This window comes from Thauera aromatica (genome assembly GCF_023093595.1).
Taxonomy (GTDB): domain Bacteria; phylum Pseudomonadota; class Gammaproteobacteria; order Burkholderiales; family Rhodocyclaceae; genus Thauera; species Thauera aromatica_A.
Genome location: NZ_JALLIK010000109.1, coordinates 61,139 through 85,366, shown reverse-complemented (window position 1 = coordinate 85,366; position 24,228 = coordinate 61,139). Strand labels below are relative to the sequence as shown.

Annotated in this window: 21 protein-coding genes; 14 read left to right on the top strand and 7 right to left on the bottom strand. The window is 66.6% G+C overall.

Annotated elements, in window-relative coordinates; genetic code table 11:
* Positions 1-53: 53 nt before the first annotated feature.
* On the bottom strand, positions 54-2,756 hold the full coding sequence (gene glnE / locus MXC99_RS14950; protein WP_247726212.1) for a bifunctional [glutamate--ammonia ligase]-adenylyl-L-tyrosine phosphorylase/[glutamate--ammonia-ligase] adenylyltransferase: 2,703 nt from the start codon (positions 2,754-2,756) through the stop codon (positions 54-56).
* Between the two features lie 274 nt (positions 2,757-3,030).
* Here glnE and MXC99_RS14945 point away from each other — a divergent pair, with 274 nt between their 5' ends.
* The 3 genes from MXC99_RS14945 (at position 3,031) to tldD (ending at position 9,374) form a co-directional block, all read left to right on the top strand.
* Positions 3,031-6,915, top strand: a complete 3,885-nt coding sequence (locus tag MXC99_RS14945; RefSeq protein ID WP_247726211.1) for a YhdP family protein — start codon at positions 3,031-3,033, stop codon at positions 6,913-6,915.
* A gap of 83 nt (positions 6,916-6,998) precedes the next feature.
* A complete protein-coding gene (locus MXC99_RS14940; RefSeq protein ID WP_247726210.1) occupies positions 6,999-7,844 on the top strand; it encodes a carbon-nitrogen hydrolase family protein in 846 nt (281 codons plus the stop codon).
* An 84-nt stretch (positions 7,845-7,928) separates the two neighbouring features.
* Positions 7,929-9,374: a metalloprotease TldD gene (gene tldD / locus MXC99_RS14935; protein ID WP_247726209.1), complete on the top strand. Its 1,446-nt coding sequence runs from the start codon at positions 7,929-7,931 to the stop codon at positions 9,372-9,374.
* A gap of 90 nt (positions 9,375-9,464) precedes the next feature.
* Here the strand turns inward: tldD and MXC99_RS14930 are convergent, their stop codons facing one another.
* Together MXC99_RS14930 and MXC99_RS14925 are read right to left on the bottom strand one after the other, a co-directional pair.
* Positions 9,465-9,650, bottom strand: a complete 186-nt coding sequence (locus tag MXC99_RS14930; protein WP_247726208.1) for a hypothetical protein — start codon at positions 9,648-9,650, stop codon at positions 9,465-9,467.
* 22 nt (positions 9,651-9,672) lie between these two features.
* The gene (locus MXC99_RS14925; RefSeq protein WP_247726321.1) at positions 9,673-11,055 is read right to left on the bottom strand and encodes a sigma 54-interacting transcriptional regulator; all 1,383 of its coding nucleotides are present in this window, start codon (positions 11,053-11,055) and stop codon (positions 9,673-9,675) included.
* A 463-nt stretch (positions 11,056-11,518) separates the two neighbouring features.
* Between MXC99_RS14925 and MXC99_RS14920 the strand changes: the two genes are divergently transcribed.
* Positions 11,519-12,130: a bactofilin family protein gene (locus MXC99_RS14920; protein ID WP_247726207.1), complete on the top strand. Its 612-nt coding sequence runs from the start codon at positions 11,519-11,521 to the stop codon at positions 12,128-12,130.
* Positions 12,131-12,229: 99 nt separating this feature from the next.
* Here MXC99_RS14920 and MXC99_RS14915 read toward each other — a convergent pair whose 3' ends face one another.
* Both MXC99_RS14915 and MXC99_RS14910 read right to left on the bottom strand, forming a co-directional pair.
* Positions 12,230-12,892 (bottom strand): lytic transglycosylase domain-containing protein, encoded by a 663-nt coding sequence (locus tag MXC99_RS14915; RefSeq protein ID WP_247726206.1) that lies wholly within the window; start codon positions 12,890-12,892, stop codon positions 12,230-12,232.
* Positions 12,893-12,899: 7 nt separating this feature from the next.
* Positions 12,900-14,648: a proline--tRNA ligase gene (locus MXC99_RS14910; RefSeq protein ID WP_247726205.1), complete on the bottom strand. Its 1,749-nt coding sequence runs from the start codon at positions 14,646-14,648 to the stop codon at positions 12,900-12,902.
* Between the two features lie 192 nt (positions 14,649-14,840).
* On the opposite strand from MXC99_RS14910, the gene MXC99_RS14905 reads away from it, so the two are divergent.
* From MXC99_RS14905 to coq7, 6 genes are all read left to right on the top strand, one after another.
* Positions 14,841-15,404 carry an RNA pyrophosphohydrolase gene (locus MXC99_RS14905; RefSeq protein WP_247726204.1) on the top strand — a complete coding sequence of 188 codons (564 nt, stop codon included), beginning with the start codon at positions 14,841-14,843 and terminating at the stop codon, positions 15,402-15,404.
* 126 nt (positions 15,405-15,530) lie between these two features.
* Entirely contained in the window at positions 15,531-15,950 is a 420-nt protein-coding gene (locus MXC99_RS14900; protein WP_107221382.1) for a rubrerythrin family protein, read from the top strand.
* A gap of 83 nt (positions 15,951-16,033) precedes the next feature.
* A complete protein-coding gene (locus MXC99_RS14895) occupies positions 16,034-17,389 on the top strand; it encodes a heterodisulfide reductase-related iron-sulfur binding cluster (RefSeq protein ID WP_247726203.1) in 1,356 nt (451 codons plus the stop codon).
* Positions 17,386-17,970 (top strand): DUF3501 family protein, encoded by a 585-nt coding sequence (locus MXC99_RS14890; RefSeq protein ID WP_247726202.1) that lies wholly within the window; start codon positions 17,386-17,388, stop codon positions 17,968-17,970. Before MXC99_RS14895 ends, MXC99_RS14890 begins: the two co-directional genes overlap by 4 nt.
* The gene (locus tag MXC99_RS14885; protein ID WP_432654257.1) at positions 17,967-18,494 is read left to right on the top strand and encodes a CNP1-like family protein; all 528 of its coding nucleotides are present in this window, start codon (positions 17,967-17,969) and stop codon (positions 18,492-18,494) included. Before MXC99_RS14890 ends, MXC99_RS14885 begins: the two co-directional genes overlap by 4 nt.
* Positions 18,494-19,114, top strand: coding sequence for a 2-polyprenyl-3-methyl-6-methoxy-1,4-benzoquinone monooxygenase (gene coq7, locus MXC99_RS14880; RefSeq protein ID WP_247726201.1), 621 nt, complete (start codon positions 18,494-18,496; stop codon positions 19,112-19,114). The genes MXC99_RS14885 and coq7 overlap by 1 nt, the downstream gene beginning before the upstream one ends.
* A 55-nt stretch (positions 19,115-19,169) precedes the next feature.
* On the opposite strand, the gene MXC99_RS14875 is transcribed toward coq7, so the two are convergent.
* Complete coding sequence (locus MXC99_RS14875; RefSeq protein WP_247726200.1) at positions 19,170-19,589, bottom strand: OsmC family protein; 420 nt, start codon at positions 19,587-19,589, stop codon at positions 19,170-19,172.
* 610 nt (positions 19,590-20,199) lie between these two features.
* Here MXC99_RS14875 and rplM point away from each other — a divergent pair.
* From rplM to erpA, 4 genes are all read left to right on the top strand, one after another.
* Complete coding sequence (rplM, locus tag MXC99_RS14870) at positions 20,200-20,628, top strand: 50S ribosomal protein L13 (RefSeq protein ID WP_107221376.1); 429 nt, start codon at positions 20,200-20,202, stop codon at positions 20,626-20,628.
* A gap of 12 nt (positions 20,629-20,640) precedes the next feature.
* Positions 20,641-21,033 (top strand): 30S ribosomal protein S9, encoded by a 393-nt coding sequence (gene rpsI / locus MXC99_RS14865; RefSeq protein ID WP_107221375.1) that lies wholly within the window; start codon positions 20,641-20,643, stop codon positions 21,031-21,033.
* Between the two features lie 191 nt (positions 21,034-21,224).
* A complete protein-coding gene (argC, locus tag MXC99_RS14860) occupies positions 21,225-22,262 on the top strand; it encodes an N-acetyl-gamma-glutamyl-phosphate reductase (protein WP_247726199.1) in 1,038 nt (345 codons plus the stop codon).
* A gap of 92 nt (positions 22,263-22,354) precedes the next feature.
* Complete coding sequence (gene erpA, locus MXC99_RS14855; RefSeq protein ID WP_075149314.1) at positions 22,355-22,705, top strand: iron-sulfur cluster insertion protein ErpA; 351 nt, start codon at positions 22,355-22,357, stop codon at positions 22,703-22,705.
* Between the two features lie 124 nt (positions 22,706-22,829).
* Here the strand turns inward: erpA and MXC99_RS14850 are convergent, their stop codons facing one another.
* On the bottom strand, positions 22,830-24,152 hold the full coding sequence (locus MXC99_RS14850) for a M23 family metallopeptidase (RefSeq protein ID WP_247726319.1): 1,323 nt from the start codon (positions 24,150-24,152) through the stop codon (positions 22,830-22,832).
* Between the last annotated feature and the right edge of the window lie 76 nt (positions 24,153-24,228).

Here is a 24,228-nt window from a genome sequence, read left to right as displayed (position 1 = left end):
TGCGAAGCCGACCGTCATGGCCGCCGCCATGGCAGGGAGATGCCGCCGGGGGCTCAGGTCCCGAATACGCTCTCCCACAAGGCCAGCACCGGCTGCCGGGCGCGTCCGGCTTCGTCCGGATCGACCCGCGAGGGGCGGTCGTTGAGGCGCTGGCGGTGCTGCAGGCGGCGCAGCTCACGATAGCTGTCGGCGCAGGCGGCGGCGAGCGCGGGGGGGATCAGGCCGAGCTCGCCGGCGATGCGCAGCAAGGCGATGTTGCCGAGGTTGCCGGTGAGCTGGGGATGAGCGTGGGCGTGGCCGAGCACCAGGTACTGGATCAGGAACTCGACGTCGATGAGGCCGCCGGGGTCGTGCTTGAGATCGAACAGGGCGCTCTTGCCGCCGTGGGCGTCGCGCATCTTCTGGCGCATCGCCAGCACTTCGGCGCGCAGGGCGTCGAGCTCGCGCGGCAGGCGCAGGACTTCGTCGCGGATGCGCTCGAAGGCCTCGCCGATCGCGCGCTCGCCGGCGGAAAAGCGCGCCCGGGTGAGGGCCTGATGCTCCCACACCCAGGCCGACTCGAGCTGGTATTTGCGGAAAGCTTCGAGCGAGGTGGCGATCAGCCCCGATTCGCCGTTGGGGCGCAGGCGCAGGTCGGTCTCGAACAGCTGCCCGGCGGCGGTCTGGCTGGAGAGCCAGGTGTTGGTGCGCTGTGCCAGGCGGGTATAGACCTCGGCCGCTTCGGGCGCGTCGTCGTCGTAGAGGAAGACGATGTCGAGATCCGAAGCGTAGCCGAGTTCCTTGCCGCCGAGCTTGCCGTAGCTGATCACGGCGAAGCGTGGCGTGTCGCGGTGGCGGATCTTGATTTTGCGCCAGCACAGCGGCACGGTCAGGTCGAGCATCAGGTCGGCCAGCTCCGAGAGGTGGTCGGCGAGCTTTTCCACCGTCAGCAGGCCGGCGAGGTCCTGGGTCAGCAGGCGGAACACCTGGGCGTGGTGGCGTTCGCGCATCAGGTCCATCTGGCGTTCCATGTCGGGTTCGAGCGCATCCATTTCCGCTCCCAGGCTGGCGCGGAAGGCCGGCCAGTCGGGGGGGGCCTCGAGGTTGCGGGCATCGAGCATCTCGTCGAGCAGGATCGGATGGCGGGCAAGGAACTGCGCCCCCCAGCGCGATGCGCCCATCAGGTCGGCGACCCGGCGCAGGGCCTGCGGATATTGCTGGAGCAGGGCGAGATAGGCGCCGCGACGGCCGATCGCCTCCATCAGGTCGAGACAGCGCGCCAGGGTGTCGTCCGGTCCCGGGGTGCCGGCGGCGGCCTCGATCAGGCGCGGCATCAGCGCATCGAAGCGGCTCTTGATGTTGTTCGGCAGCTGGCGGTAGCGCGGGCTAGCGTGGATTGCGGCGAGCCGTTCGGCACCGGCCCGGGGGTGGCGGTAGCCCAGTTCGCCGAGTGCGGGGACGACGCTGTCGAGGTCTTCGGCATGCGCCCAGGTGGCGTCCAGGCTGTGGTCCTCCTCCGAAGGGTCGCCGAAGACGCAGTCGAAATGATGGCTCACTCGCGTGCGATGGGCTTCGAGCGTGGCGAGCAGCGCGGGGTAGTCGGCAAAGCCCATCGCTTCGGCGATCAGCACCTGGTCGCCGTCGCTGGCGGGCAGGTCGTGGGTCTGGGCGTCGTCCAGATATTGCAGGCGGTGCTCCAGCCGGCGCAGGAATTCGTAGGCGGTGGACAATTCGGCCACGGTTTCGGCGTCCAGGATGCTGCGTTCGGGCAGCAGGGCGAGCGCCTTCAGCGTCGGACGCACCTGCAAGGCGGTGTCGCGGCCGCCGCGGATGAGTTGGAAGACCTGGGCGAGGAACTCGATCTCGCGGATGCCCCCCGGGCCGAGCTTGATATTGTTGATGCGGTCGCGGCGTGTGACTTCGCGGCGGATCTGCGCGTGCAGGCTGCGCATCGCGTTGATCGCGCCGAAGTCGAGATATTTACGGAACACGAAGGGGCGGGCGATGTTCTGCAGTTCGGTCCAGCGCTCGCCCTGCAGCACCCGGGCCTTGATCCAGGCGTAACGCTCCCATTCGCGGCCCTGGGTCATGAAGTAGTTCTCGAGCATGTCGAAGCTGCACACCAGCGGGCCGGAATCGCCGTTCGGGCGCAGGCGCATGTCGACGCGGAAGACCTGGCCGTGTTCGGTGATTTCGGCCAGGGCCTGGATCAGCTGCTTGCCCAGGCGCTCGAAGAATTCGAAGTTGCTGATGACCTTGGCGCCGCCGGTGTCGCCGTCTTCGGGGTAGACGAAGATCAGGTCGATGTCGGAGGAGACGTTGAGCTCGCGCCCGCCGAGCTTGCCCATGCCGATCACCAGCAGTTCCTGTTCCCAGCCGGTCGGCGACAGCGGCTGGCCGTAGCGCTGCACGAGGGCGGTGCGCAGCACCTGGTGGGCATGGCGCACAGCGACTTCGGCGAGCACGGTCATGGTTTCGGTTACTTCGTCCAGGGACGCTCCCCGGACGAGATCGCGCACGACCAGATGGCACAGCACCCAGATCCGCAACTGCCGCAGCACCGGGCGCAATGCGGCCTCGGCGCTGCCGGACGCCGCTTCGCGGGCGGCGACGAAGCGCTGCATCTGCTCGGCGGCGAGCGGGCCGTCGATGCTGGCGGCGAGCGCCGCGGCCAGCCAGGGCTGGCTGTCGAGCATGCGCGCGAGGTAGCGCGAGAAGCGGCGCGCGCAGGATACGGCCTGCAGGCCCTCGTCGGGCGCGCTGGAGGGGGAAGACATGGCCGGGCTCCGGTGCGGGCGTGGCGATCGTTGGTAGAATGCAGACCGAATCGACCATGATCCGGCCGCGCGTGGGCAGAAAGCACATTCTAGCCGTGCCCACCGCCCGTTGGCGTGGCGATGGAATGTTCCGGTGGGGGACTGGCGTGCCGCAGTGTGCACCTCGCGTCACCCGCCGGCCCGAGTCCCGGCCAGATCGGCCGGAAACCCGATCGCGAGCGAACTTCTGGCCCCGCCCCGCCCCGCCCCTTCAGGCCGTGAATCCGCACCGCGGGTGCCGTGGCGCGCGCGCGCGCGCCTGCTCGGCAAGTGGGGGCTGCGCGCAGCGGTGACGCTGTGGTTCGCATTCGCGGTGCTGGTGCTCGCCACCCGGCACCTGCTGCTGCCGGCGGTGGGCGAGTTTCGCGAACGGATCGCAGCGGCGGCGAGCGCGGGGCTCGGCCTGCCGGTGTCGATCGCAGCGATCGAGGGGGATTGGGTGGGGTGGCGTCCCCGGCTGCAACTCAGCGGATTGCGCATCGCCGACGCCGAAGGCCGTCCGGCATTGTCCTTGCCCAGGGTCGACGCCACGCTGGCGTGGTCGTCGCTGCTTCGCCTGCGGCCTTATTTCCATCGCCTCGAGATCGACGCACCGGAACTGGTTGCGCGACGCGCCGGGGATGGCGCCTTGTTCGTCGCCGGTCTGCCGCTGCAGGGGGGAGAGGATCAGGGGGGGGGGCTGCAGTGGCTGCTGGCGCAGCGCCAGATCGTCATTCACGGCGCCCGGCTGCGGTGGTCGGACGAAATGCGGGCGGCGCCCGAACTCGAACTCGAGCTGGTCGAGTTCCGCCTCGACCAGCGTTCCGCACCCGCCCGTTTCGCACTGCGCGCACAGCCGCCGCAAGCGCTTGCATCGATGCTGGAGCTGCGCGGCGAGCTCGCGCGCTTCGATCCCGAGGTGCTGCAGGCGTCGGCCGGGCGGCTGTATCTTGCACTGGATCGGGCCGACCTCGGCGGTTGGCGGCCCTGGGTCGATTACCCGCTGCCGGTGAGCGGGCGCGGCAGCGTGCGGGCCTGGCTCGACTCCGACGGCAAGGGCGAAACTGCGCTGACCGCCGATTTCGCACTCGACGATGTCCGTACCCGTCTTGCCGGAGATCTGCCCGAACTCGCGGTCGCTCGCCTCGACGGCCGCCTCGCCTTCGAGCGTGCGCCCCGTGGGGTCGTGCTGCGCGCGCGCCGGCTGGCGCTGCAGGCCGAGGCCGGGCTGGTGCTCGAACCCGGGGATGTCGAGCTGCGCCTGGAGCACACCGCCGACGGTGCTGCCGCGGGCGGAAGCCTGGTTGCCGGGGAGCTGGATTTCGCCGCGCTGGCCGGGCTGGCCGCGTATCTGCCGCTCGAAGCGGCGCTGCGCGAGCGGCTCGCCGGCTTCGCGCCGCGGGGCCGTTTGAGCGACCTGCGCCTGAGCTGGCGGGGCACGACCGCTGCGCCGCAGGCCTGGACCCTGTCCACTGGCTTCGCCGGTATCGGCTTGTTCGCCCGTGACGGCCTGCCGGGGCTGGGGGGGCTGGCGGGGACGATCGAGGGGAATCAGAGTCGTGGCCGTTTCCGGGTCGATGGCCAGGGCGCGCATGTGGAGTTGCCCGAAGTGTTCGAAAGCGGGCGTCTGGCGTTCGACCGTCTGCGCGCCGAAGGAGGCTGGCTCGAACGCGAGGGGCGGCTCGAGATCGCCCTCGACCGCGCCGAATTCGACAACGCCGATGCCGCCGGCAGCGCCTCCGGACGCTACTGGCCGCAGGCCGGGGGCGCGGGGGAAATCGACCTGCAGGCCCGTCTCGACCGTGCGGCCGGGACCGCGGTGTGGCGCTACCTGCCGCGCGTGGTCAACCGCGACACCCACGACTGGGTGCGCAACGCGATTGTCGCGGCCGCCGTGCCTGAGGCGCGGCTGCGCTTGCGCGGCCGCCTGGAGGACTTCCCTTTCCGCGACGGCGAGGGCCAGTTCCTGGTGTCGGTCCGGGTGGCCGACGGAGTGCTGGACTATGCCCCGGGGTGGCCGCGGATCGACGGTATCCACGGCGAATTGCGCTTCGAGGGGCCGGGAATGCGGATCGACGCCGAGCGGGGACGCATCCTGGGGGTGAATCTGCTCGATGTGCGGGTCGACATCCCTGAACTCGATCAGCGCCCCAGCGAGGTCATGACCATCACCGGGCGGGCGCAAGGTCCGACCGCGGAGTTCCTGCGCTTCGTTTCGGCGAGCCCGGTTTCGGCGCGCATCGGCGGGTTCACCGACGGCATGCAGGCCGAAGGGCGCGGGGAGCTGGCGCTGAAGCTGGTGATGCCGTTGCGCAACATCGAGGCGAGCGGAATCGAAGGCGAATTCCGCTTTGCCGACAACCGGATCTCGATCATCGACGGCTTGCCGGCACTGGAGGGGGCCGGCGGACGACTGCGCTTTACCGCCGATTCGCTGTCGATACCCGAAGCGCGCGCGCAACTGTTCGGCCATCCGCTGCGGGTGGGCGCGCGCACCGTTGCCGACGGCGCGGTGCGCTTCGAGGCCGAGGGCAAGGTGGCGGTTTCGGCTTTGCGCGCCGCTTATGCGCAGCCGGTGCTCGACAACCTCTCCGGCACCCTCGACTGGAAGACGGTGATCCGCATCGGCAAGAGCGGCACGCGGGGGGAGTTCAGCTCCGATCTGGCGGGGCTGGCCTCCAGCCTGCCTGCGCCGCTGAACAAGTCGGGGACGGAAAACTGGCCGCTGCAGCTGATGTTCGATCATCCGGCAGGACAGGCGTCGACCACGATCACGCTGCAGCTCGGCACCCTCGCCCGGGCCGAGCTGCAGCGCAGCTCGGCGGCATGGGCCTCGCTCTCCGGAGGGGTGGCGCTTGGCCGCGCGACAGCCGATGCCGTGCCGGCCTCGACCCGTGGGGTGCGCATCGCCGCAGTCCTTGACCGGCTCGACTTCGATGCCTGGCGGCGTGTGCTCGAAAACGGAGAGGATGCCGCCGACGAGGCGGGTGCGGAGGAGGCCGGGGGCGCCGTCGAAGCGGCGGGCGGCCTGCCCCTTGCCGGCATCACTTTGGCGGCCGACGAGGTTCTCGCCTTCGGCCACGGCCTGAAGGCGGTGGACCTGCGTGCGGTGGCCGATCCCGGTGGCTGGAAGGCCCGGCTCGACAGCGACCTGGCCGAAGGCGATTTCGACTGGCGCAGGGCGGGCGGTGGCGCCTTGTCCGCCCGCTTCCGGCACTTGTCCGTAGGGAGCGAAGCCGAGCCGGGTGAACCGGCGGTGGGCGGGCGCGATGGCGACGGGGAAATCCACACGCCGCCGCGCCGGCTGCCGGCGCTGGATGTGGTGGCCGAGCGCTTCCTCCTGCGTGGGCTGGAACTGGGGCGGCTCGAAGTGTTCGCCCGCAACCGGGGCGGACTGTGGCAGCTCGAACGCTTTGCGCTCGACAACCCCGATGGCCGGCTGGCGGGCAAGGGACAGTGGCAGGCGGCCGGGCGCCAGCGCACGCAGATGACGTTCAGCCTGGAAACGGCCGATGTCGGGCGTTTTTCGCGCCGCCTGGGCTATCCCGATGTGGTGCGCGGCGGATCGGCGACGCTGGCCGGCGACATCGGCTGGGGGGGGGCGCCGACGCGCATCGACTATCCGTCGCTGGCTGGCCGGCTGACTCTGGAGGCGGGCGCCGGCCAGTTCAACAAGCTCGAGCCCGGTGTCGGCCGCCTGCTCGGCATCCTCAGCCTGCAGTCGCTGCCGCGCCGCATCACGCTCGATTTCCGCGATGTGTTTTCGGAAGGATTCGCCTTCGACCGCATTTCCGGTAGCATCGACATGGCTACCGGGGTGTTGCGCACCGAGGATCTTGAAATCCGCGGGCCGGCCGCGCGGATCAGGATGAGCGGCGCGGCCGATCTGGTGGCGGAAACCCAGGATCTGCGGGTCTTCGTGCAGCCGACCCTGTCGGAGTCGGTCGCGATCGGCGCCGCAGCCGGGCTGCTGAATCCCGCGGTCGGCGTCGCGGCCTATCTGGCGCAGAAGGTGCTCAGCGACCCGATCGAAAAACTCTTCGCCTTCGAATACGCCGTCACCGGCACCTGGACCGACCCACAGGTCGTCAAACGCGGCAGCGTCGAACTGCCGCCGGCCCAACTGCCGCCGGCTCGATAGCAGGCCCGGCGCGGCCGATCGCCCCCCGGTCCCGCTCCTGCACCGTTCTCCTGCCTTTCTTCCGACCCCAAGCGACACGACAGATGAATTCCTGCCTCCCCGCCCACGCTTCCTGCCGGCCACCCGGCCCGGTCCGCATTGCTGCGATCCAGACCGTCTCCGGGCCGGACGTCGACGCCAACCTCGACGCGGCTGCGGCGCTGGTGGCCGAGGCCGCCGCCGCCGGGGCCGTCCTGGTGGCCCTGCCCGAGTATTTTCCGCTGATCAGCACCGACGAGTCGGCCAAGGTACGCATCCGCGAAGCCGAAGGCGACGGTCGGCTGCAGGACTTTCTCGCCGCCACGGCACGCCGCCACGGCGTGTGGCTGGTCGGCGGCACGATTCCATTGTGCGCCAGCGTCGACGACAGGGTGCGCAACAGCACCCTGGTGTTCGACGACCAGGGGCGCCGTGTCGCGCGCTATGACAAGATCCACCTGTTCGGCTTTTGTCGCGGCGAGGAGCACTACGACGAGGCGGCGACCATCGAGCGGGGCGGCGAGGTGTGCTGCTTCGATTCACCGGCCGGGCGTACCGGGCTGTCGGTGTGCTACGACCTGCGCTTTCCGGAGCTGTTCCGGGCGATGGGCGAAGTCGACCTGATCGTGCTGCCGGCGGCGTTCACCTTCACCACCGGACGGGCGCACTGGGAAGTGTTGCTGCGCGCACGTGCGATCGAGAACCAGTGCTACGTGATGGCGCCGGCGCAGGGCGGCCGCCATCCGGGCGGGCGCCGCACCTGGGGGCACACGATGATCATCGACCCCTGGGGCGAGGTACTCGCCTGCCGTGAGGAAGGACCGGGCGTGGTGCTTGCTGAGCTCGACCCGGGGCGCATCGCCGAGGTGCGCGAAAGCCTGCCGGCGCTGCGCCACCGTTGTCTGGGCTGAAGCGGAACTCTACCGCAGCGGCCGCGTCGGCCGATCGTTTTCACTCGGGGCCGGTCCAACCCGGCACCGTACCGAGGATTTTCAATGAGCAACAACACCTCCCTCCTGGATATCGCCGATCGTCATCTGCTGTCGCCCTATGGGCTCGGCGAGGCGGAACTGGAAAAAACCTTCCGCGCGCTGATGCGCCACGATATCGACTTCGCCGACCTGTACTTCCAGTACCAGCGCTCCGAAGCCTGGAGCCTGGAAGAAGGCATCGTCAAATCGGGCAGCTTCGACATCGAGCAGGGGGTCGGCGTGCGCGCGATCAGCGGCGAGAAGACCGCTTTCGCCTACTCGGACGATATTTCGCTCGATGCGCTGCTGGGGGCCGCGACGACGACGCGCGCGATTGCCGTCGCCGGCGAGCGGCGCCAGGTCGGCATCCGCCGGCAAGGGCTCGAAAGCCGCCTTTACCGCGCCGACGATCCGCTCGATTCGCTCGACGACACCGCCAAGGTGAAGCTGCTCGAACGCCTGGAAAGCCTCGCCCGCGCCGAGGATTCGCGCGTGACCCAGGTCATGGCGCATATCGCCGGTTCGTGGGAGGTGGTGATGGTGGCGCGCAGCGACGGCCACCTGGCGGCCGACGTGCGCCCGCTGGTGCGGGTGTCGCTGACCGTGATCATGGAAGAGAACGGTCGCCGCGAGCAGGGCAGTGGCGGCGGCGGCGGGCGCTACGATTACGGCTATTTCGACGATGAGCGGCTGCGCGCCTACGCCCGCGCGGCGGTGCATCAGGCACGGGTGAATCTGGGCGCCGATCCGGCGCCGGCCGGCAGCATGCCGGTGGTGCTCGGTCCGGGCTGGCCGGGGATCCTGCTCCACGAGGCGATCGGCCACGGCCTCGAGGGCGACTTCAACCGCAAGGGCAGCTCGGCATTTTCCGGCCGTATCGGCCAGCAGGTGGCGGCGAAAGGGGTCACCGTGGTCGATGACGGCACCCTGCCCGATCGCCGCGGCTCATTGTCGATCGACGATGAAGGTAATCCCACCGAGCGTACCGTGCTGATCGAGGACGGCATCCTCACCGGCTACCTCCAGGACATGATGAACGCCCGCCTGATGGGGATGGCGCCGACCGGCAACGGCCGGCGCGAGTCCTTCGCCCACCTGCCGTTGCCGCGCATGACCAACACCTACATGCTGAACGGCGACAAGGCGCCGGAAGAAATCATCCGGTCGGTGAAGAAGGGCTTGTATGCGGCCAATTTCGGCGGCGGACAGGTCGATATCACGTCGGGCAAGTTCGTGTTCTCGACCGCCGAAGCTTACTTGATCGAGGACGGCAAGGTCACCCGCCCGGTGAAGGGGGCGACCCTGATCGGCAACGGTCCGGACGCGCTGACCAAGGTGAAGATGGTCGGCAACGACATGGCGCTCGACCCCGGAGTCGGTACCTGCGGCAAGGATGGCCAGAGCGTGCCGGTCGGCGTCGGCCAGCCGACGCTGCGCATCGACGGGTTGACGGTGGGCGGCACCGCCTGATCGATCGAAAGCGCGCCGGCCGCCCCCCGCCTGGCCGCGTCGCCCCGCGCGGACGAGGCTATGGCGGGGGACTCTGCGTGTGCGCCGTGTTCAGCTGCGCACGGGCCTGGAGGCCTTGTCTTCGCTGCCGCGGGTATCGTGTTTGTCGCCGGCGCAGTTGCTCGGCAGGTTGATCTGCGCTGCGGAGAGCAGGCTCGCCGCCTGGGCCGGGGTGTAAATGGAATAGGCCATAGCGGTGGTGGCGATGATTACAGCAATGGTCTGGCGCTTGATCATGGTCGACTCCTGTGCGGGTGGGTCATGGTTCGGTATCGGGTCCGTCGCCGCGGAACAGATCGGGCGTGAGACCGTGCCGCTGCAGCAGGCGGTAGAACTCGGTGCGGTTGCGTTCGGCCAGCCGTGCAGCGTCGGACACGTTACCGGCAGTCAGTTTCAATAGCTGTATCAGATAGTTTCGCTCGAAGCGCTGTTTCGCCCCGGCGTAGCCGAGGGCGTCGACCGGCTTTATGCGCAGGGCGCGTTCGACGAGCGTGCGCGGAATCAGCGCCGTGGTGGTGAGCGCGCACACCTGTTCGACGACGTTCTGCAGTTGGCGCACGTTGCCCGGCCAGTTTGCGCTGGCGAGGGTCTCGAGCGCATCGGGGGCGAAGCCCGAGAGGCGCTTGCCGTACTTTTGCGCGAGCTGGCGCAGGAAATGCTCTGCGAGCAGCGGGATGTCTTCACGCCGCTCGGCCAGCGTAGGCAGTTCGAGATGGACGACGTTGATGCGGTAGTAGAGATCCTCGCGGAACTGGCTGGCCGCCAGGGCGGCATCGAGGTCGTGGTGGGTGGCCGACAGAATGCGCAGGTCGACCGCCGTTGCATGGGTCGCTCCGACCGGGCGCACGGCGCGCTCCTGCAGCACGCGCAGCAGCTTGACCTGGAGCGCGGGGGGCATGTCGCCGATCTCGTCGAGGAACAGCGTGCCGCGATGTGCGGCCTGGATCAGGCCGATGTGGGCGCTGGTGGCGCCGGTGAAGGCGCCGCGCACATGGCCGAAGAGTTCGGACTCGAGCAGCGGTTCGGGGATCGCGCCGCAATTGATCGCGATGAAGGGGGCGTTCGCGCGCGGGCTGGCGAGATGGATGGCGCGCGCCAGCAGTTCCTTGCCGGTGCCGCTGTCGCCGCGGATCAGCACGCTGGCGTCCGAAGCGGCGATCAGGCGGGCCTCGTCGAGCAGGGTGTGCATGCGCATGCTGCGGCTGATGATGCCGGCACGCCAAGCCGCATCGCCCGAGGGCGGGGCCGCCGCAGTGGGTGCGGTGAAGCGCAGTGTCTGGCCGATGTGGCGGAGCAGGGCCTGGGTGTCGAAGGGCTTGGTGAGATAGCCGGCGACGCCGCGCGAAGTCGCTTCCACCGCGTCGGGGATGCTGCCGCGGGCGGTGAGCAGGATCACCGGCAGGGCGGGGTGCTGGCGGCGGATGTCCTCGAACAGGGCAAGGCCGTCACCGTCGGGCAGGTGGACGTCGCTCAGCACGAGGTCGAACCGTCTGGAGCCGAGGCGTGCGCGCGCGTGCCGGGCGCTGGTCGCGGTGACGACGCGGTAGCCGCTGGCGCGCAAGGACATCGACAACCGGTGCAGTAGATCGGGGTCGTCGTCGATCAGCAGCAGGCGGGCGCCGGCCGGTGCAGCCACGGTCATCGTGGTGCTCACCCGGCACGGCCCGCCGGCGCGGCGCAGGCCGGCGGAGCGCTCGGTGGCAGGGGAGGGCGGCAGGAGGGACGAAACATGAGGGGCCGGAAAAAAAAGGGGGCATGTTCCGATGCACGCTGCGTGGCGCAGCGGCGACAAGCTCCGGAGTCTAGGTCAGTGTGCACGCTCGCGCGGCGAGGAAAATGCAAATCGAAGTAAGCACGCGGCTACCCGTCGCCTGCAGGCGACACGGGAAACGCTTTGCCGGGCGGGCGTTTGGAGGTGCGGCTCGAAGTGCCGTCGGGCAGGGGCGACAGAATCCCCCGCGCCGTCGTCCTCCACGGCCGCGCCAGGCATCGGCGGCGGACGGCAGGTGATTGATCCGGCGGGCTTATTCATGTCTGGGCATGGCAATTGCTCTTCAGACTGCCGGACTGCAGCACAGGGTCTGCACCACCTTCAAGGAGATCGCATGTTCAATAAGCCCAACCTGTTTCATAAAGCCGAGAAAAACGTCCTTTCCCGCACGAGCGCGCAGCCGTTGGGAAGTACGGTGTCGGCGAGTGCTGCGGCGGCCGTCGCCGGAGGGGGTGCTGTGAACCCGGTGCCGGCCGCTACGGGGGATGCTGCAGTGAAGGCGAGGGCGTTGGTTGCCGAAGCTGCTGCTCCGGTCGATGGCGCGGGCTCGTCGGGAGGGAGCCGGCTGATCGTCGGTCCGGATGTCAAGCTCAAGGGGGCGGAGATCCTTGACTGCGACACCCTGGTAGTGGAAGGACGGGTCGAGGCGACGATGGACAGCCGCGTCCTGCGCATCGCCGAGAACGGCGCCTACAAGGGCTCCGTGGGCATCGATATCGCCGAAATCCATGGCCACTTCGAGGGCGAACTGACCGCACGCCAGCAGTTGCTGATCCATTCGACCGGCCGTGTCAGCGGCAAGATCCGTTATGGCAAGATCCTGATCGAGGAAGGGGGGGAGCTTTCCGGCGACGTGCAATCGCTGGCTTCAGCGGGCAAGGAAGGTCTGCGCGCGGTCGACGCCAGGGCATCCGAGCCGCGTCCGCTCGCAGCGGTCGCCGGCTGAGGCTGCCACTGCAAACGGGAATCCGCCGGCACGGGGAGGGGGCACGGCCGGGGCTGCGGTGTCGCCCGTGTGGCGTCCTCCGTGAGGCGGGGACCGTGTTCAGCGTGCGGTCGCCGCGGGTGTGCCTCGGGCCTGGGGGGCGGCGGCGAGCCGTTCCGGTTCCCAGTGCCAATGTTTTTCCCAGGCCGTGCGCACCTGATCGGGGTAGTGCGCCTTGCCCAGGCTGCCGTTGTAGCGGCCGAGGGCGCGGAAGAGGTCGCCTTTCTCGATATCGAGGTAGTGGCGCAGGATGGTGCAGCCGTAGCGCAGGTTGGTGCGCAGGTGGAAGAGGTTGTCGTCCTCGCGGCCGATGAGCTTCACCCAGAACGGCATGATCTGCATGTAGCCGCGGGCGCCGGCCGACGAGATCGCGTACTTGCGAAAGCCGCTCTCGACCTGGATCAGGCCGAGCACCAGCTGCGGGTCGAGACCGGCGCGGGTGGCTTCGTAATGGATGGAAGTCAGCAGCTCGGTGCGGTAGGCCTCGTCCGGGATGCGCTTTTCCAGCCTGCGCGACATTTCGACGAGCCATCGCGCGCGTTCTTCTGCATCCGGAATCGGCAGCATCGGCGCGGCGGCGTCGCTGACCGCAGCGTGCAGGGACGCGCGCACGCTCGCGGCCAGCGGCTCGTACTGCTGCGTCCCTGCGACTGCGTTGCCACTGGCGGCCGCCAGGCAGAGCGTGGCGGCGATCCGGCCCAGGTAGGCGCGCGGGTCGGGCATCGCGGGTTCAGCGCTGGCGCAGGCGGTCGAGGACGTGGCCGAGGACTTCGCCCAGGGGCAGCCTGGCGGCTTCGACGTCGCGCCGGCCCTGGTATTCGACCACACCTTCCTTGAGGCCGCGATCGCCGATGGTGATGCGGTGCGGCACGCCGATGAGTTCCCAGTCGGCGAACATCACCCCCGGGCGCTCGTCGCGGTCGTCGAGGATGGCGTCGATGCCGGTAGCGCTGAGTGCATCGTAGAGCTTCTGCGCCTCATCGCGCACCGCCTGCGACTTGCCCCAGCCGACCGGGCAGATCACCACTTCGAACGGCGCGATCGCCGTCGGCCAGATGATGCCGCGGCCGTCGTGGTTCTGCTCGATCGCGGCGCCGAGGATGCGGGTGACGCCGATGCCGTAGCAGCCCATCTCGAAGTGCTTGGGCTTGCCGTCCTCATCGAGGAAGGTGGCATTCATCGCCTTCGAGTACTTGGTGCCGAGGTAGAACACGTGGCCGACCTCGATCCCGCGCTGGATCGCGAGCACGCCACGGCCGTCCGGGCTCGGGTCGCCCTCGATGACATTGCGGATGTCGGCGACGAGGTCGGGCTCGGGCAGGTCGCGACCCCAGTTCGCGCCGGTGAAGTGGAAGTCCTCGGCGTTGGCGCCGCAGATGAAGTCGGCCATGTGGGCGACCGTGCGGTCGGCGATTACCCTGACCGGTTTTTGGAGTCCGATCGGGCCGAGGTAGCCCGGCTTACAGCCGAAGTGCTCGAGGATCTCGGCTTCGGTGGCGAAGCGGAAACCGGTCTTGAGGCCCGGCAGCTTGCCCGCCTTGACCTCGTTCAAGGCGTGGTCGCCGCGCACCAGCAGCAACCACACGGTGACGCCGGCAGGATTGCCCTTCTCATCGACGTCGTCGGTGGCGAGCACCAGCGACTTCACCGTGGTCGCCAGCGGCACGCCGAGCAGCGCGGCGACGTCCTCGCAGGTGGCCTTGCCCGGAGTAGGGGCCTTCTCCAGCGTCTTGGCAGGCTCGGCGCGGCGGGCGAGCAGCGATACCGCTTCGGCGAGCTCGATGTTGGCGGCATAGTCGGAGCCGGGGCAGTAGACGATGGCGTCTTCGCCGGTGTCGGCGATGACCTGGAATTCGTGCGAGCGGTCGCCGCCGATGGCGCCGGTGTCGGCCGCCACCGCGCGATACTCGAGGCCGAGGCGATCGAAGATGCGCTTGTAGGCGGCGAACATGATGTCGTAGCTGCGCCCCGCGGCTTCCGCGCTGCGGTCGAAGGAGTAGGCGTCTTTCATGGTGAACTCGCGCCCGCGCATGACGCCGAAGCGCGGCCGGCGCTCGTCGCGGAACTTGGTCTGGATCTGGTAGAAGTTCTTCGGCAGCTGACGGTAGCTTTTCAGCTCCTGGCGCGCGATGTCGGTGACGACTTCCTCGGAGGTGGGCTGGAGGGCGAAATCGCGCTCGTGGCGGTCCTTCAGGCGCAGCATTTCCGGGCCCATCTTGTCCCAGCGCCCGGTTTCCTGCCACAGTTCGGCCGGCTGCACCAGCGGCATGGCGAGTTCCATCGCGCCGGCGCGGTCCATCTCCTCGCGGATGATCGTTTCGACCTTATGGATCGCGCGCAGACCCAGGGGCAGGTAGCTGTAGATGCCGGCGGCGGTCTTGCGGATCATGCCGGCGCGCAGCATCAGCTTCTGGCTGACGACTTCGGCGTCGGAGGGGGCTTCCTTGAGGGTGAACAGGTGGAACTGGCTGGCGCGCATGAGAGTCTTCGGCGTAAAGGCGTTAAAGGCGTGGCGTTAAAGGCGTGATCGAGGGCGGGATTCTAGCTCATGGCGTGGCCGTTCGCCGTGCGTGGACTGCCGGATCGCGGCGGTGTGCGCCGCGGGTGCGCTTTCAAAGCGTGCGCAAGTGTGGAAAAATCGGCACCAATCAACCGAATTCGAAGGTTCATCATGCTTGATCGTGAAGGCTTTCGCCCGAACGTCGGCATCATTCTGGTCAATGCGCGCAACGAGGTGTTCTGGGGCAAGCGCATTCGCGAGCATTCCTGGCAGTTTCCCCAGGGCGGCATCAAGCACGGCGAGTCTCCCGAGCAGGCCATGTACCGGGAACTCCATGAGGAAGTCGGACTGCGTCCGGAGCATGTGAAGATCCTCGGGCGCACCCGTGGGTGGCTGCGCTACGAGGTACCCCGGCACTGGATCCGGCGCGAGTGGCGCAACACTTACCGCGGGCAGAAACAGATCTGGTTTCTGCTGCGGCTGGTGGGGCGTGACTCGGACGTGTCGCTGCGTGCCAGCTCGCACCCGGAATTCGATGCCTGGCGGTGGAGCGACTACTGGGTGCCGCTCGAGGCGGTGATCGAATTCAAGCGCCAGGTCTATCAACTGGCGCTGATCGAGCTTGCCCGCATCCTCTTTCGCACGCGCGCGTTCGAAATGCCGGAGAGTTACCGCCTGCGCGAACCGGTCGAGCCGGTGCGCGTCGTGCTGGGCGCGTCGGCGCGCAGCGCATAGCGGGGATAGCGCCGCGCGATCGCAGGCATAGCCGGTTTCAATTTGGGATTCGCCTCCTGATTGTCTAGGTTTGGAATGCACCGTGGAAAAACGGTGCATTCGATCGTGGACGAGAAGGAGAGGAAGATGGAACTGAAAGGATCCCGTACCGAAGAGAACCTGAAGGCCGCTTTCGCGGGCGAGTCCCAGGCCAACAGGCGCTATCTCTATTTCGCCGCCAAAGCCGACGTCGAGGGGCAGAACGACGTCGCCGCGGTGTTCCGCTCCACGGCCGAAGGCGAGACGGGGCACGCCCATGGCCATCTCGAGTATCTCGAGGCCTGTGGCGATCCCGCGACCGGGCTGCCGTTCGGGGCGACGCGGCAGAACCTCGGCGCCGCCATCGCCGGTGAGACGCACGAGTACACCGACATGTACCCCGGAATGGCGAAAGCAGCGCGTGACGAAGGCTTCGAGGAAATTGCCGACTGGTTCGAAACTCTCGCGAAGGCCGAGCGTTCGCACGCCAACCGCTTCCAGAAGGCGCTCGACGCCCTGGTGGATTGAGTCTGCCGTCCCCGACAGGGAGATCTTCGTCCGACTTGCAGTGTGCCCGCCAGCCGCCGGATCGGGGAAAGGGAGGTGTTGTCATGAGTAAGCGCGAGGGAAGTCTCGAGGCGCCCAGGCGGCATCCGATCGCCTGGCGCGAAGATCGCTACTACGACGAAGGCGAGGTGCTCGCGGAAATGGAACGGGTGTTCGGCATCTGTCATGGATGCCGGCGCTGCGTGAATCTGTGCAACGCCTTTCCGACCCTGTTCGATCTCGTCGATGCGAGCCGCAGCATGGAAATCGACGGGGTCGAGAAGAAGGATTTCTGGAAAGTCGTTGACCAGTGCTACCTGTGCGACATCTGTTTCATGACCAAATGCCCCTACGTGCCGCCGCACGAGTGGAACATCGACTTTCCCCACCTGATGCTGCGCGCGAAGGCAGTGAAGTTCCGTAAGGGCGAAGTCAGGTTCCGTGACAAGCTGCTCACCAGCACCGACGCCCTCGGCAAGCTGGCAGCCATCCCTGTGGTGGCGCAGGTAGTCAATGCGGCCAACCGCAACGGCGCGGCGCGCAGCGTGCTGCAATCGGTGCTGGGGGTGGACAAACGGCGCGAGCTACCTCCTTACACCGCGGCAAAATTCCGCGCCGGGGCCGAAGTCGCCGCTGATTGGCCGGTGCGCGATGGCGAGCGCACTCCGGGCAAGGTGGCGATCTTCTCGACCTGCTACGTCAACTACAACGAACCCGGCATCGGCCACGACCTGGTCGCGGTGCTGGCGCACAACGAGATCCCGTCGCTGCTGGTGCCGCAGGAGGCGTGCTGCGGGATGCCGAAGCTCGAGCTGGGCGACCTCGAGGGCGTTGATCGGCTGAAGCGGCGCAATATACCAGTGCTGGCCAAGCTCGCCCGCGAGGGGTACGCGGTGCTTGCGCCGGTGCCCTCGTGCGCGCTGATGTTCAAGCAGGAACTGCCCTTGCTCTACCCGGAGGACGAGGACGTCACGGTAGTCGCCGAAGCGATGTTCGATCCCTTCGAGTACTTCGTCCTGCGCCACCGCGACGGGCTGCTGAAGACCGACTTCACGCGGCGGCTGGGCAAGGTCGCGTATCACATTCCCTGTCATGGCCGGGTGCAGAACGTGGGCCAGAAGACACGTGAGACCCTGCAACTGATTCCGGGAACCGAAGTGGTGACGATCGAGCGCTGTGCGGGCCATGACGGCACCTGGGGGGTCAAGGTGGAATATTTCGAGCAGTCGATGAAAATCGGCAAGCCGGTTTTTCGCCAGATGGCGCAGGCGGCCCCCGATTTCATCAGCTCTGACTGCCCGATTGCCGGGCGTCACATCCAGCAGGGGATCCGCGACAGCGGAACGAAGCTCGAAGCGACCAAAGCCCACCCGCTGACCCTGTTGCGCATGGCGTACGGCCTGGAGGAGAAATTGCGATGACGATCGAGCGCGACAGTCTGCTGAGCCTGGAGGAGTACGCTCGCCAGCGTGCCGAGTTTCGCGCGAAAGTGATGGCGCACAAGAAAAATCGTGCGCTCGCGGTCGGTTCGCATGTCACCTTGCTGTTCGAGGACGAACTGACGATCCGTTACCAGATCCAGGAAATGCTGCGCATCGAGCGTATTTTCGAGGAAGCCGGCATTGCCGATGAACTCGCGGCCTACAACCCGCTCGTACCCGATGGCCGGAACTGGAAGGCGACCATGCTGATCGAGTTTTCCGAAGAAACCGATCGTAGGCGGTGGCTGGGGCGTTTGATCGGTATCGAGGATCGCGTCTGGGTGCGGGTGGCAGGGTTCGATCCGGTATTTTCCATTGCCGACGAGGATCCCGGGCGCGAAAATGACGAGAAGACGTCTTCGGTGCATTTCCTGCGCTTCGAACTCGGCCCGCACCGGGTCCGGGCGCTGAAGAGCGGTGCGGCGCTGGCTGTCGGCATCGACCATCCCTCCTATGCAGCGCAGGTCGATCCGGTGCCGGAGGCGATTCGGCTTTCGCTTTGTGGAGAATTGCACGTTTGAAATCGATCGAATCCCGTATGACTCGCGGGGGGCTGCTGGCCCTGGCCCTGGTTTGCGGGCCGGCGCTGGCAGGCCTGCTGGTGGATGCCGATTCCGACTGGAAGGAAGGCGAAGTGACGCTGCCGCCAGCGGTCGAGGAAACGCGGTTGCGCCCCTTCGATACCGGCACGCCTTCGCCCAACCGGTTTTTCGTCGACGAAGGCAGCGTCAGCGTCGGCGAAGATGGCGTGGTGCGCTACACCTTGGTCGCGCGTGCGGCGGGCGGTGCTGAAAACGTTACCTTCGAAGGGATTCGCTGCGCGACCGGCGAGCGGCGCATCTATGCCAGCGGGCGTCCTGACGGCAACTGGGTGGCGATGAAAAAGAGCGAATGGCAAGCCATCGGGGGCAATGCCTACAACCGGCCACGAGCGGCGCTCGCCTGGGATTATCTGTGTGACGGCCTTGCCGCGCCACGCAGCCGCGATCATGCACTGCAACTGCTCAAGCAGCGCCGTAGCCATTATCCGTCCGAGGTGCGCTGATGATCGATCGTGCCATCATCGAATTCGACCGGGCGCTGCGTACCGTCTTCGCGTCGGCCTCCAGCGTGCGCCCAGTACCGGGCGAGGAGGTCGACGAGGCCGCACTCAACGATGCCGAGCGTCGCCATGCCGCAGCCCTGATGCGGGTCGATCATGCCGGCGAGATCTGTGCCCAGGCCCTCTACCAAGGGCAGGCGATGATGTCGCGCGACCCCACCATCCGCGGTGCGTTGCGCCAGGCTTCGCAGGAAGAAACCGAGCACTTGGCGTGGACCGAGCGTCGGATTGCGGACCTGGGGGGGCGCAAGAGCCTGCTCAATCCCTTCTGGTACGGCGGTGCGCTGTGCCTGGGAATGCTGGCCGGGCGCTTCGGCGAACGCCTGAATCTGGGTTTTCTGGCCGAAACCGAACGCCAGGTCGAGCAGCACCTGAAGGGTCACCTGGATGCCTTGCCTGCCGGCGATCTGCGCTCGCGCGCGATCGTCGAGCAGATGAAGGAGGACGAGACCGGGCATGCCGATACGGCAGTCAGGCTTGGGGCGCACGAGCTTCCTGCCCCTGTGAAGGCTGCGATGAAGCTGGGAGCGAAGCTGATGACAACGCTGGCCTACCGCATCTGATCCCGTCCCGCCTCCTCCGCCGTCGGCGATCGAGGCGGGCGGTGCCGGCAACCCTTCAACCGGCCTCGACGATCTCGAAGTCGTGCGTGATTTCTGCAGTTTTGGCCAGCATGATCGAGGCCGAGCAGTATTTTTCGGCTGAGAGATGGATGGCGCGCTCGACCGCTTCGGGTTTGAGCTTGCAGCCGGTGATCGTGTAGATGAAGCGGATCCGGGTGAACACTTTGGGGTCGCTTTCCGCGCGCTCGGCCTCCAGGCGTACGCTGCAGCCGCGCACGTCGTGGCGCCCGCGCTTGAGGATCAGAACGACGTCGAAGGCAGTGCAACCGCCCGCTCCGGCAAGCATCAATTCCATCGGGCGCGGCGCCAGGTTGCGCCCTCCTGCTTCGGGCGCGCCATCCATGGCAACGAGGTGACCGGTCCCGGTTTCGGCGATGAAGCTCATGCCGTCGAGCCATTTGATGGTGCATTCCATTGTCGTGAACTCCTGCAGGGTGAAATGACCCTTGTCTGCGGTTGCCGGCGGGGTGCCGGGCCGAATATTACCGCAGTGCCGCAAGCTTGCGCTCGCGCCTGCCGGGTGGGCCGCAAGCCCCATCGTGAACGGGGAGAGAGCAGGTTTCGGAGGAGGGCTGCAGATACAATACGGGGGCGTATTCATGCAGCGCACAAAACCAGCGTTAAATCGGTTTCCGGCAGCGGGGCCGGGGGAGGTGGATGGGGTCTGGAGAAGAGCGCAAATCAAGTAAAAACAAATGGTTGTGATTAAATAAGTCCTGCTTATGAAAAAATCAAAACATTTATCGTGCATCGCACAAAAAAATCTTGCCAATGTTTTGCAGCTTCCGCATAATTCATCTTAGTCGGATCGCTGACGCGGGAACAAAGACGCGCCGATCCAAGCGGTGTCTCCTCCACCCTCCTCCTTTGGTGTGGATTTAACGCAGTCCTCGCGGACTGCGTTTTTTTTCGCCTGACATGGCGCCGATACACGGAATAATTGACATCGGGCCGGCGCTCGCATTAGCATTGCGAGCTTTCCGTTTGACGGCCGGTTCGCAGGCCTGACAAGATCGAGGATCCACATGAAGACGTTTTCTGCCAAGCCGCACGAGGTCAAGCGCGACTGGTTCGTTGTCGACGGCACGGACAAGGTGCTTGGCCGTCTTGCCGCCGAAGTGGCTCGCCGTCTGCGCGGCAAGCACAAGGCCATTTACACCCCTCACGTCGATACCGGCGATTTCATCGTCGTGGTCAATGTCGATAAGCTGCGCGTGACCGGCAACAAGGCCCAGGACAAGAAGTACTACCGCCACTCCGGCTACCCGGGCGGCATTTACGAAACCAACTTCACCAAGCTCCAGCAGCGCTTCCCCGAGCGCGTGCTCGAGAAGGCGGTGAAGGGCATGCTGCCGAAGGGCCCGCTGGGCTACGCCATGCTGAAGAAGCTGAAGTGCTATGCGGGGCCGTCCCATCCGCACAGCGCCCAGCAGCCGCAAGTTCTCGAGATCTGAAGGAGCCGATAAATGGCTGTGACTTACAACTACGGTACCGGTCGCCGCAAGACCGCGGTCGCCCGTGTGTTCATCAAGCCGGGCTCCGGCAACATCGTCGTCAACGGCAAGCCGGTGGACGAGTTCTTCTCGCGTGAAACCGGCCGCATGATCGTACGTCAGCCGCTGGTGCTCACCGGCAATCAGGACAAGTTCGACATCATGGTGAACGTTACCGGTGGCGGCGAATCCGGTCAGGCCGGCGCGGTCCGCCATGGCATCACGCGTGCCCTGATCGACTTTAGCGCCGAGCTGAAATCCGAGCTGCGCACAGCGGGTTTCGTGACCCGCGATGCCCGCGAAGTCGAACGGAAAAAAGTCGGCCTGCGCAAGGCGCGCCGTCGCAAGCAGTTCTCCAAGCGCTAATCGGCGCAGGGAAGGAACTCGCAAAAGCCGCCTTTTCTGGCGGCTTTTGCGCTTTTGGATACGGCCGGGTGGGGCAATCTGGAGTGTTGGGTTTTCAGCTCTTGCCGGTGTGCGGGCGCTTTTCTCCGTGCCGCATTTCGCTGCGGGAGTGCGATAATCCCGGTCCGGGACTTTTGCTGCGAGGAAAGAGCATGATCAAGGTTGGAGTGGTCGGCGGGACCGGATATACCGGCGTCGAGTTGTTGCGTCTGCTGTGCCGTCACCCGGATGTCGATCTGGTTGCGATCACCTCTCGCGGCGAAGCAGGTATGGCGGTTTCCGACATCTTCCCCAGCCTGCGCCACCGGGTGAATCTGAAGTTCGTCGCCCCTCAGGATGCCGAACTGGAAAAATGTGATGCCGTGTTCTTTGCGACCCCGAACGGGATTGCGATGAAGCAGGCGGCGGAACTGGTCGCGGCCGGCGTTCGTGTGATCGATCTGGCAGCGGATTTTCGCATTCGCGACATCGCCGAATGGGAAAAGTGGTACGGAATGGAGCATGCGGCTCCGGCGCTGGTCGCCGAGGCGGTGTATGGTCTGCCCGAGCTCAATCGCGAGCAGATTCGCTCCGCGCGCGTGCTGGCCAACCCGGGCTGCTATCCGACTGCCGTCCAACTCGGTTTCCTGCCCTTGATCGAGGCAGGCCTGATCGATCGTGGGCATCTGATCGCGGATGCCAAGTCGGGCGTTTCCGGCGCCGGCCGGAAGGCCGAGATCCATACTCTGCTGCCCGAGGCGGCCGACAGCTTCAAAGCTTACGGCGTAGCGGGGCACCGCCATCTACCCGAGATCCGGCAGGGGCTGTCACGGGTTGCGGGCGAGCCGGTCGGGCTCACTTTCGTGCCGCATCTCACGCCGCTGATCCGCGGCATTCATGCCACCCTGTATGGCCGTCTGCAGCCCGGTGCAGGCGAACTCGACCTGCAGGCGTTGTATGAGGAGCGCTATGCGGGTGAGCCTTTCGTCGACGTGATGCCGGCCGGCAGCCATCCCGAAACCCGCTCGGTGCGCGCATCGAACGTATGCCGTATCGCCGTTCACCGTCCCCAGGGAGGGGATACCGTGGTCGTGTTGTCGGTGATCGACAATCTGGTCAAGGGGGCGGCGGGCCAGGCAGTGCAGAACCTCAATATCATGTTCGGGTTCGATGAAGAGGCCGGACTGGATATCGTTCCGGTCAGTCCCTGAGGGGAACTCGGGCGATCGGCGTCGATCTGATTTTGACGGCGGGGCGGCAAAGGGCGCATCATTCGCACCGCTGCCCCAACAGAGGAGAAAACATGAGCGCAGAAGTTGAAACCCCCGACATCCTGGTCTTCACCGACAGTGCGGCGAACAAGGTTCGCGAGCTGATCGAGGAGGAAGGCAATCCCGATCTCAAGCTACGTGTCTTCGTCTCGGGGGGCGGGTGCTCGGGCTTCCAGTACGGCTTCACCTTCGACGAGGAGGTCAACGAGGACGACACGACTTACGAGAAGAACGGCGTGATGCTGCTGATCGACTCGATGAGTTACCAGTATCTTCTCGGTGCCGAAATCGACTATACGGAAGGCCTGGAAGGTTCTCAGTTCGTGATCCGCAACCCGAATGCGACCAGCACCTGCGGCTGCGGCTCGTCCTTTTCGGTCTGAATCCTTGCCGTCGGCGCCGGCTCGTCCGGAATCGGAGCTTCAGCAGTAGTCAAGACAACGGGCGCCGCGGCGCTCGTTGTCTTGACTGCATCCGCGTGGCTCTGCACGCGGGCGTTGCCCGGGATCAGTCCGCGCTGGCGAGCTCGTAATTGAGCAACGCGAAGCGTTCGCGCAGCGGAGCGGTCTCCTGGCGGAATGCGATGAGCTCCCGAGGGCTCAGCGCGTCGGCCATGGGCAGGGCGACGGTCATCGGGTCCTTGGGTACGTTGTTGATGCGGACCTCGTAGTGGAGATGCGGGCCCGTGGCCCAGCCGGTCGAACCCACGTAACCGATGAGTTCTCCCTGGCTGACGGCCTGTCCTTTGCGCAGGCCGCCGACGAATCCGTTGAGGTGAGCGTAAGCGGTGGCGGTGTTGTTGCGGTGCTTGAGGATGACGATCTTGCCGTAGCCGTTCTGCGTTCCGACAAAGTCCACTGTGCCGTCGGAAGTGGCTTTTACGGGTGTTCCGCGCGGTGCGGCAAAATCGGTGCCGTTGTGCTTGCGCCAGCTCCGGTGGATGGGGTGCAGGCGTCGCCCGAAGCTCGAGCTGACCCGGGAAAACTCCAGCGGAGAGCGCAGGAACCCTTGGCGCAGGCTGCGGCCGTCATCGGTGTAATATTGGTCTTTGCCGCTGGGGCCGCGGTAGAGTACGACCGCATGGCGTGTCCCATTGTTGATGAACTCGGCGGCGAGAATGCGGCCCGCACGAACCGGATTGCCCTCCGCGTGGATCGACTCGTAGATCACGTTGAAGCGATCTTCGCTGCGCAGATCGGTATGGAAATCGATCGTGGTGCCGAACAGTTCGACCAGCTGGTTGGCGACGCTGTCGGGCACACCGGCAGCGTCGGTGGCGCCGAACAGGGAGTTGGAGATCGTGCCGGAGCGCATTTCGATCATCGTCAGCTGTGTGCTGTCGTCCTCCTCGCGCAACGCCAGGCCGTTCTCGCCACGTTCGACGATCAGTTGCCGGCCAGTGTTGCCGAGCGGCAGGCTGAACGATGCGATGCGCCCGTCGGCATGAACAACCGCAGTCACCGAGCGTCCGGCGCGCAGCTGGCGGAGGGCCTGACGGCCCTGCTCCGAGGCTGACAGCATGTCGAGGGCTTCGGCGTCATGGATGCCGACACGGCGGGAAATCGACTGCAAGGTGTCGCCCGGCTGAATCCGATCGCTATGCACGAACGGCAAGTCGTGCGCGGGTTCGGGAACGAGCGCCGGCACCGGCAAGGTTTCGACGACGCGCGCAAACGGGATGTCTGCGATGCTCGTCCCGGGCGCGACCGCGGTGGCGGCGACGACTCCAAGCAAGGACGCACCGGCCACTCCGCCGAAAAACCAGTTGCGCGGGCGGGTGAGGAGTCGGGCCGGTAGATCGGCTAGAATTCGGGTCTTTCTGGCCTTCATGGACACGGTAGGCTTGGATAGGCAAAAAATTTCCGCGAGTGTAGCAAAGTAATCGACTTGTTCGGGAAGGTATTTT

Bases quoted from the DNA above. Each gene is read 5' to 3' on its own strand.
- glnE (WP_247726212.1), bottom strand. From the start codon at position 2,756: ATGTCTTCCCCCTCCAGCGCGCCCGACGAGGGCCTGCAGGCCGTATCC.
- MXC99_RS14940 (WP_247726210.1), top strand. From the start codon at position 6,999: ATGAATTCCTGCCTCCCCGCCCACGCTTCCTGCCGGCCACCCGGCCCG.
- tldD (WP_247726209.1), top strand. From the start codon at position 7,929: ATGAGCAACAACACCTCCCTCCTGGATATCGCCGATCGTCATCTGCTG.
- MXC99_RS14930 (WP_247726208.1), bottom strand. From the start codon at position 9,650: ATGATCAAGCGCCAGACCATTGCTGTAATCATCGCCACCACCGCTATG.
- MXC99_RS14925 (WP_247726321.1), bottom strand. From the start codon at position 11,055: ATGACCGTGGCTGCACCGGCCGGCGCCCGCCTGCTGCTGATCGACGAC.
- MXC99_RS14920 (WP_247726207.1), top strand. From the start codon at position 11,519: ATGTTCAATAAGCCCAACCTGTTTCATAAAGCCGAGAAAAACGTCCTT.
- MXC99_RS14915 (WP_247726206.1), bottom strand. From the start codon at position 12,892: ATGCCCGACCCGCGCGCCTACCTGGGCCGGATCGCCGCCACGCTCTGC.
- MXC99_RS14910 (WP_247726205.1), bottom strand. From the start codon at position 14,648: ATGCGCGCCAGCCAGTTCCACCTGTTCACCCTCAAGGAAGCCCCCTCC.
- MXC99_RS14905 (WP_247726204.1), top strand. From the start codon at position 14,841: ATGCTTGATCGTGAAGGCTTTCGCCCGAACGTCGGCATCATTCTGGTC.
- MXC99_RS14900 (WP_107221382.1), top strand. From the start codon at position 15,531: ATGGAACTGAAAGGATCCCGTACCGAAGAGAACCTGAAGGCCGCTTTC.
- MXC99_RS14895 (WP_247726203.1), top strand. From the start codon at position 16,034: ATGAGTAAGCGCGAGGGAAGTCTCGAGGCGCCCAGGCGGCATCCGATC.
- MXC99_RS14890 (WP_247726202.1), top strand. From the start codon at position 17,386: ATGACGATCGAGCGCGACAGTCTGCTGAGCCTGGAGGAGTACGCTCGC.
- coq7 (WP_247726201.1), top strand. From the start codon at position 18,494: ATGATCGATCGTGCCATCATCGAATTCGACCGGGCGCTGCGTACCGTC.
- MXC99_RS14875 (WP_247726200.1), bottom strand. From the start codon at position 19,589: ATGGAATGCACCATCAAATGGCTCGACGGCATGAGCTTCATCGCCGAA.
- rplM (WP_107221376.1), top strand. From the start codon at position 20,200: ATGAAGACGTTTTCTGCCAAGCCGCACGAGGTCAAGCGCGACTGGTTC.
- rpsI (WP_107221375.1), top strand. From the start codon at position 20,641: ATGGCTGTGACTTACAACTACGGTACCGGTCGCCGCAAGACCGCGGTC.
- argC (WP_247726199.1), top strand. From the start codon at position 21,225: ATGATCAAGGTTGGAGTGGTCGGCGGGACCGGATATACCGGCGTCGAG.
- erpA (WP_075149314.1), top strand. From the start codon at position 22,355: ATGAGCGCAGAAGTTGAAACCCCCGACATCCTGGTCTTCACCGACAGT.
- MXC99_RS14850 (WP_247726319.1), bottom strand. From the start codon at position 24,152: ATGAAGGCCAGAAAGACCCGAATTCTAGCCGATCTACCGGCCCGACTC.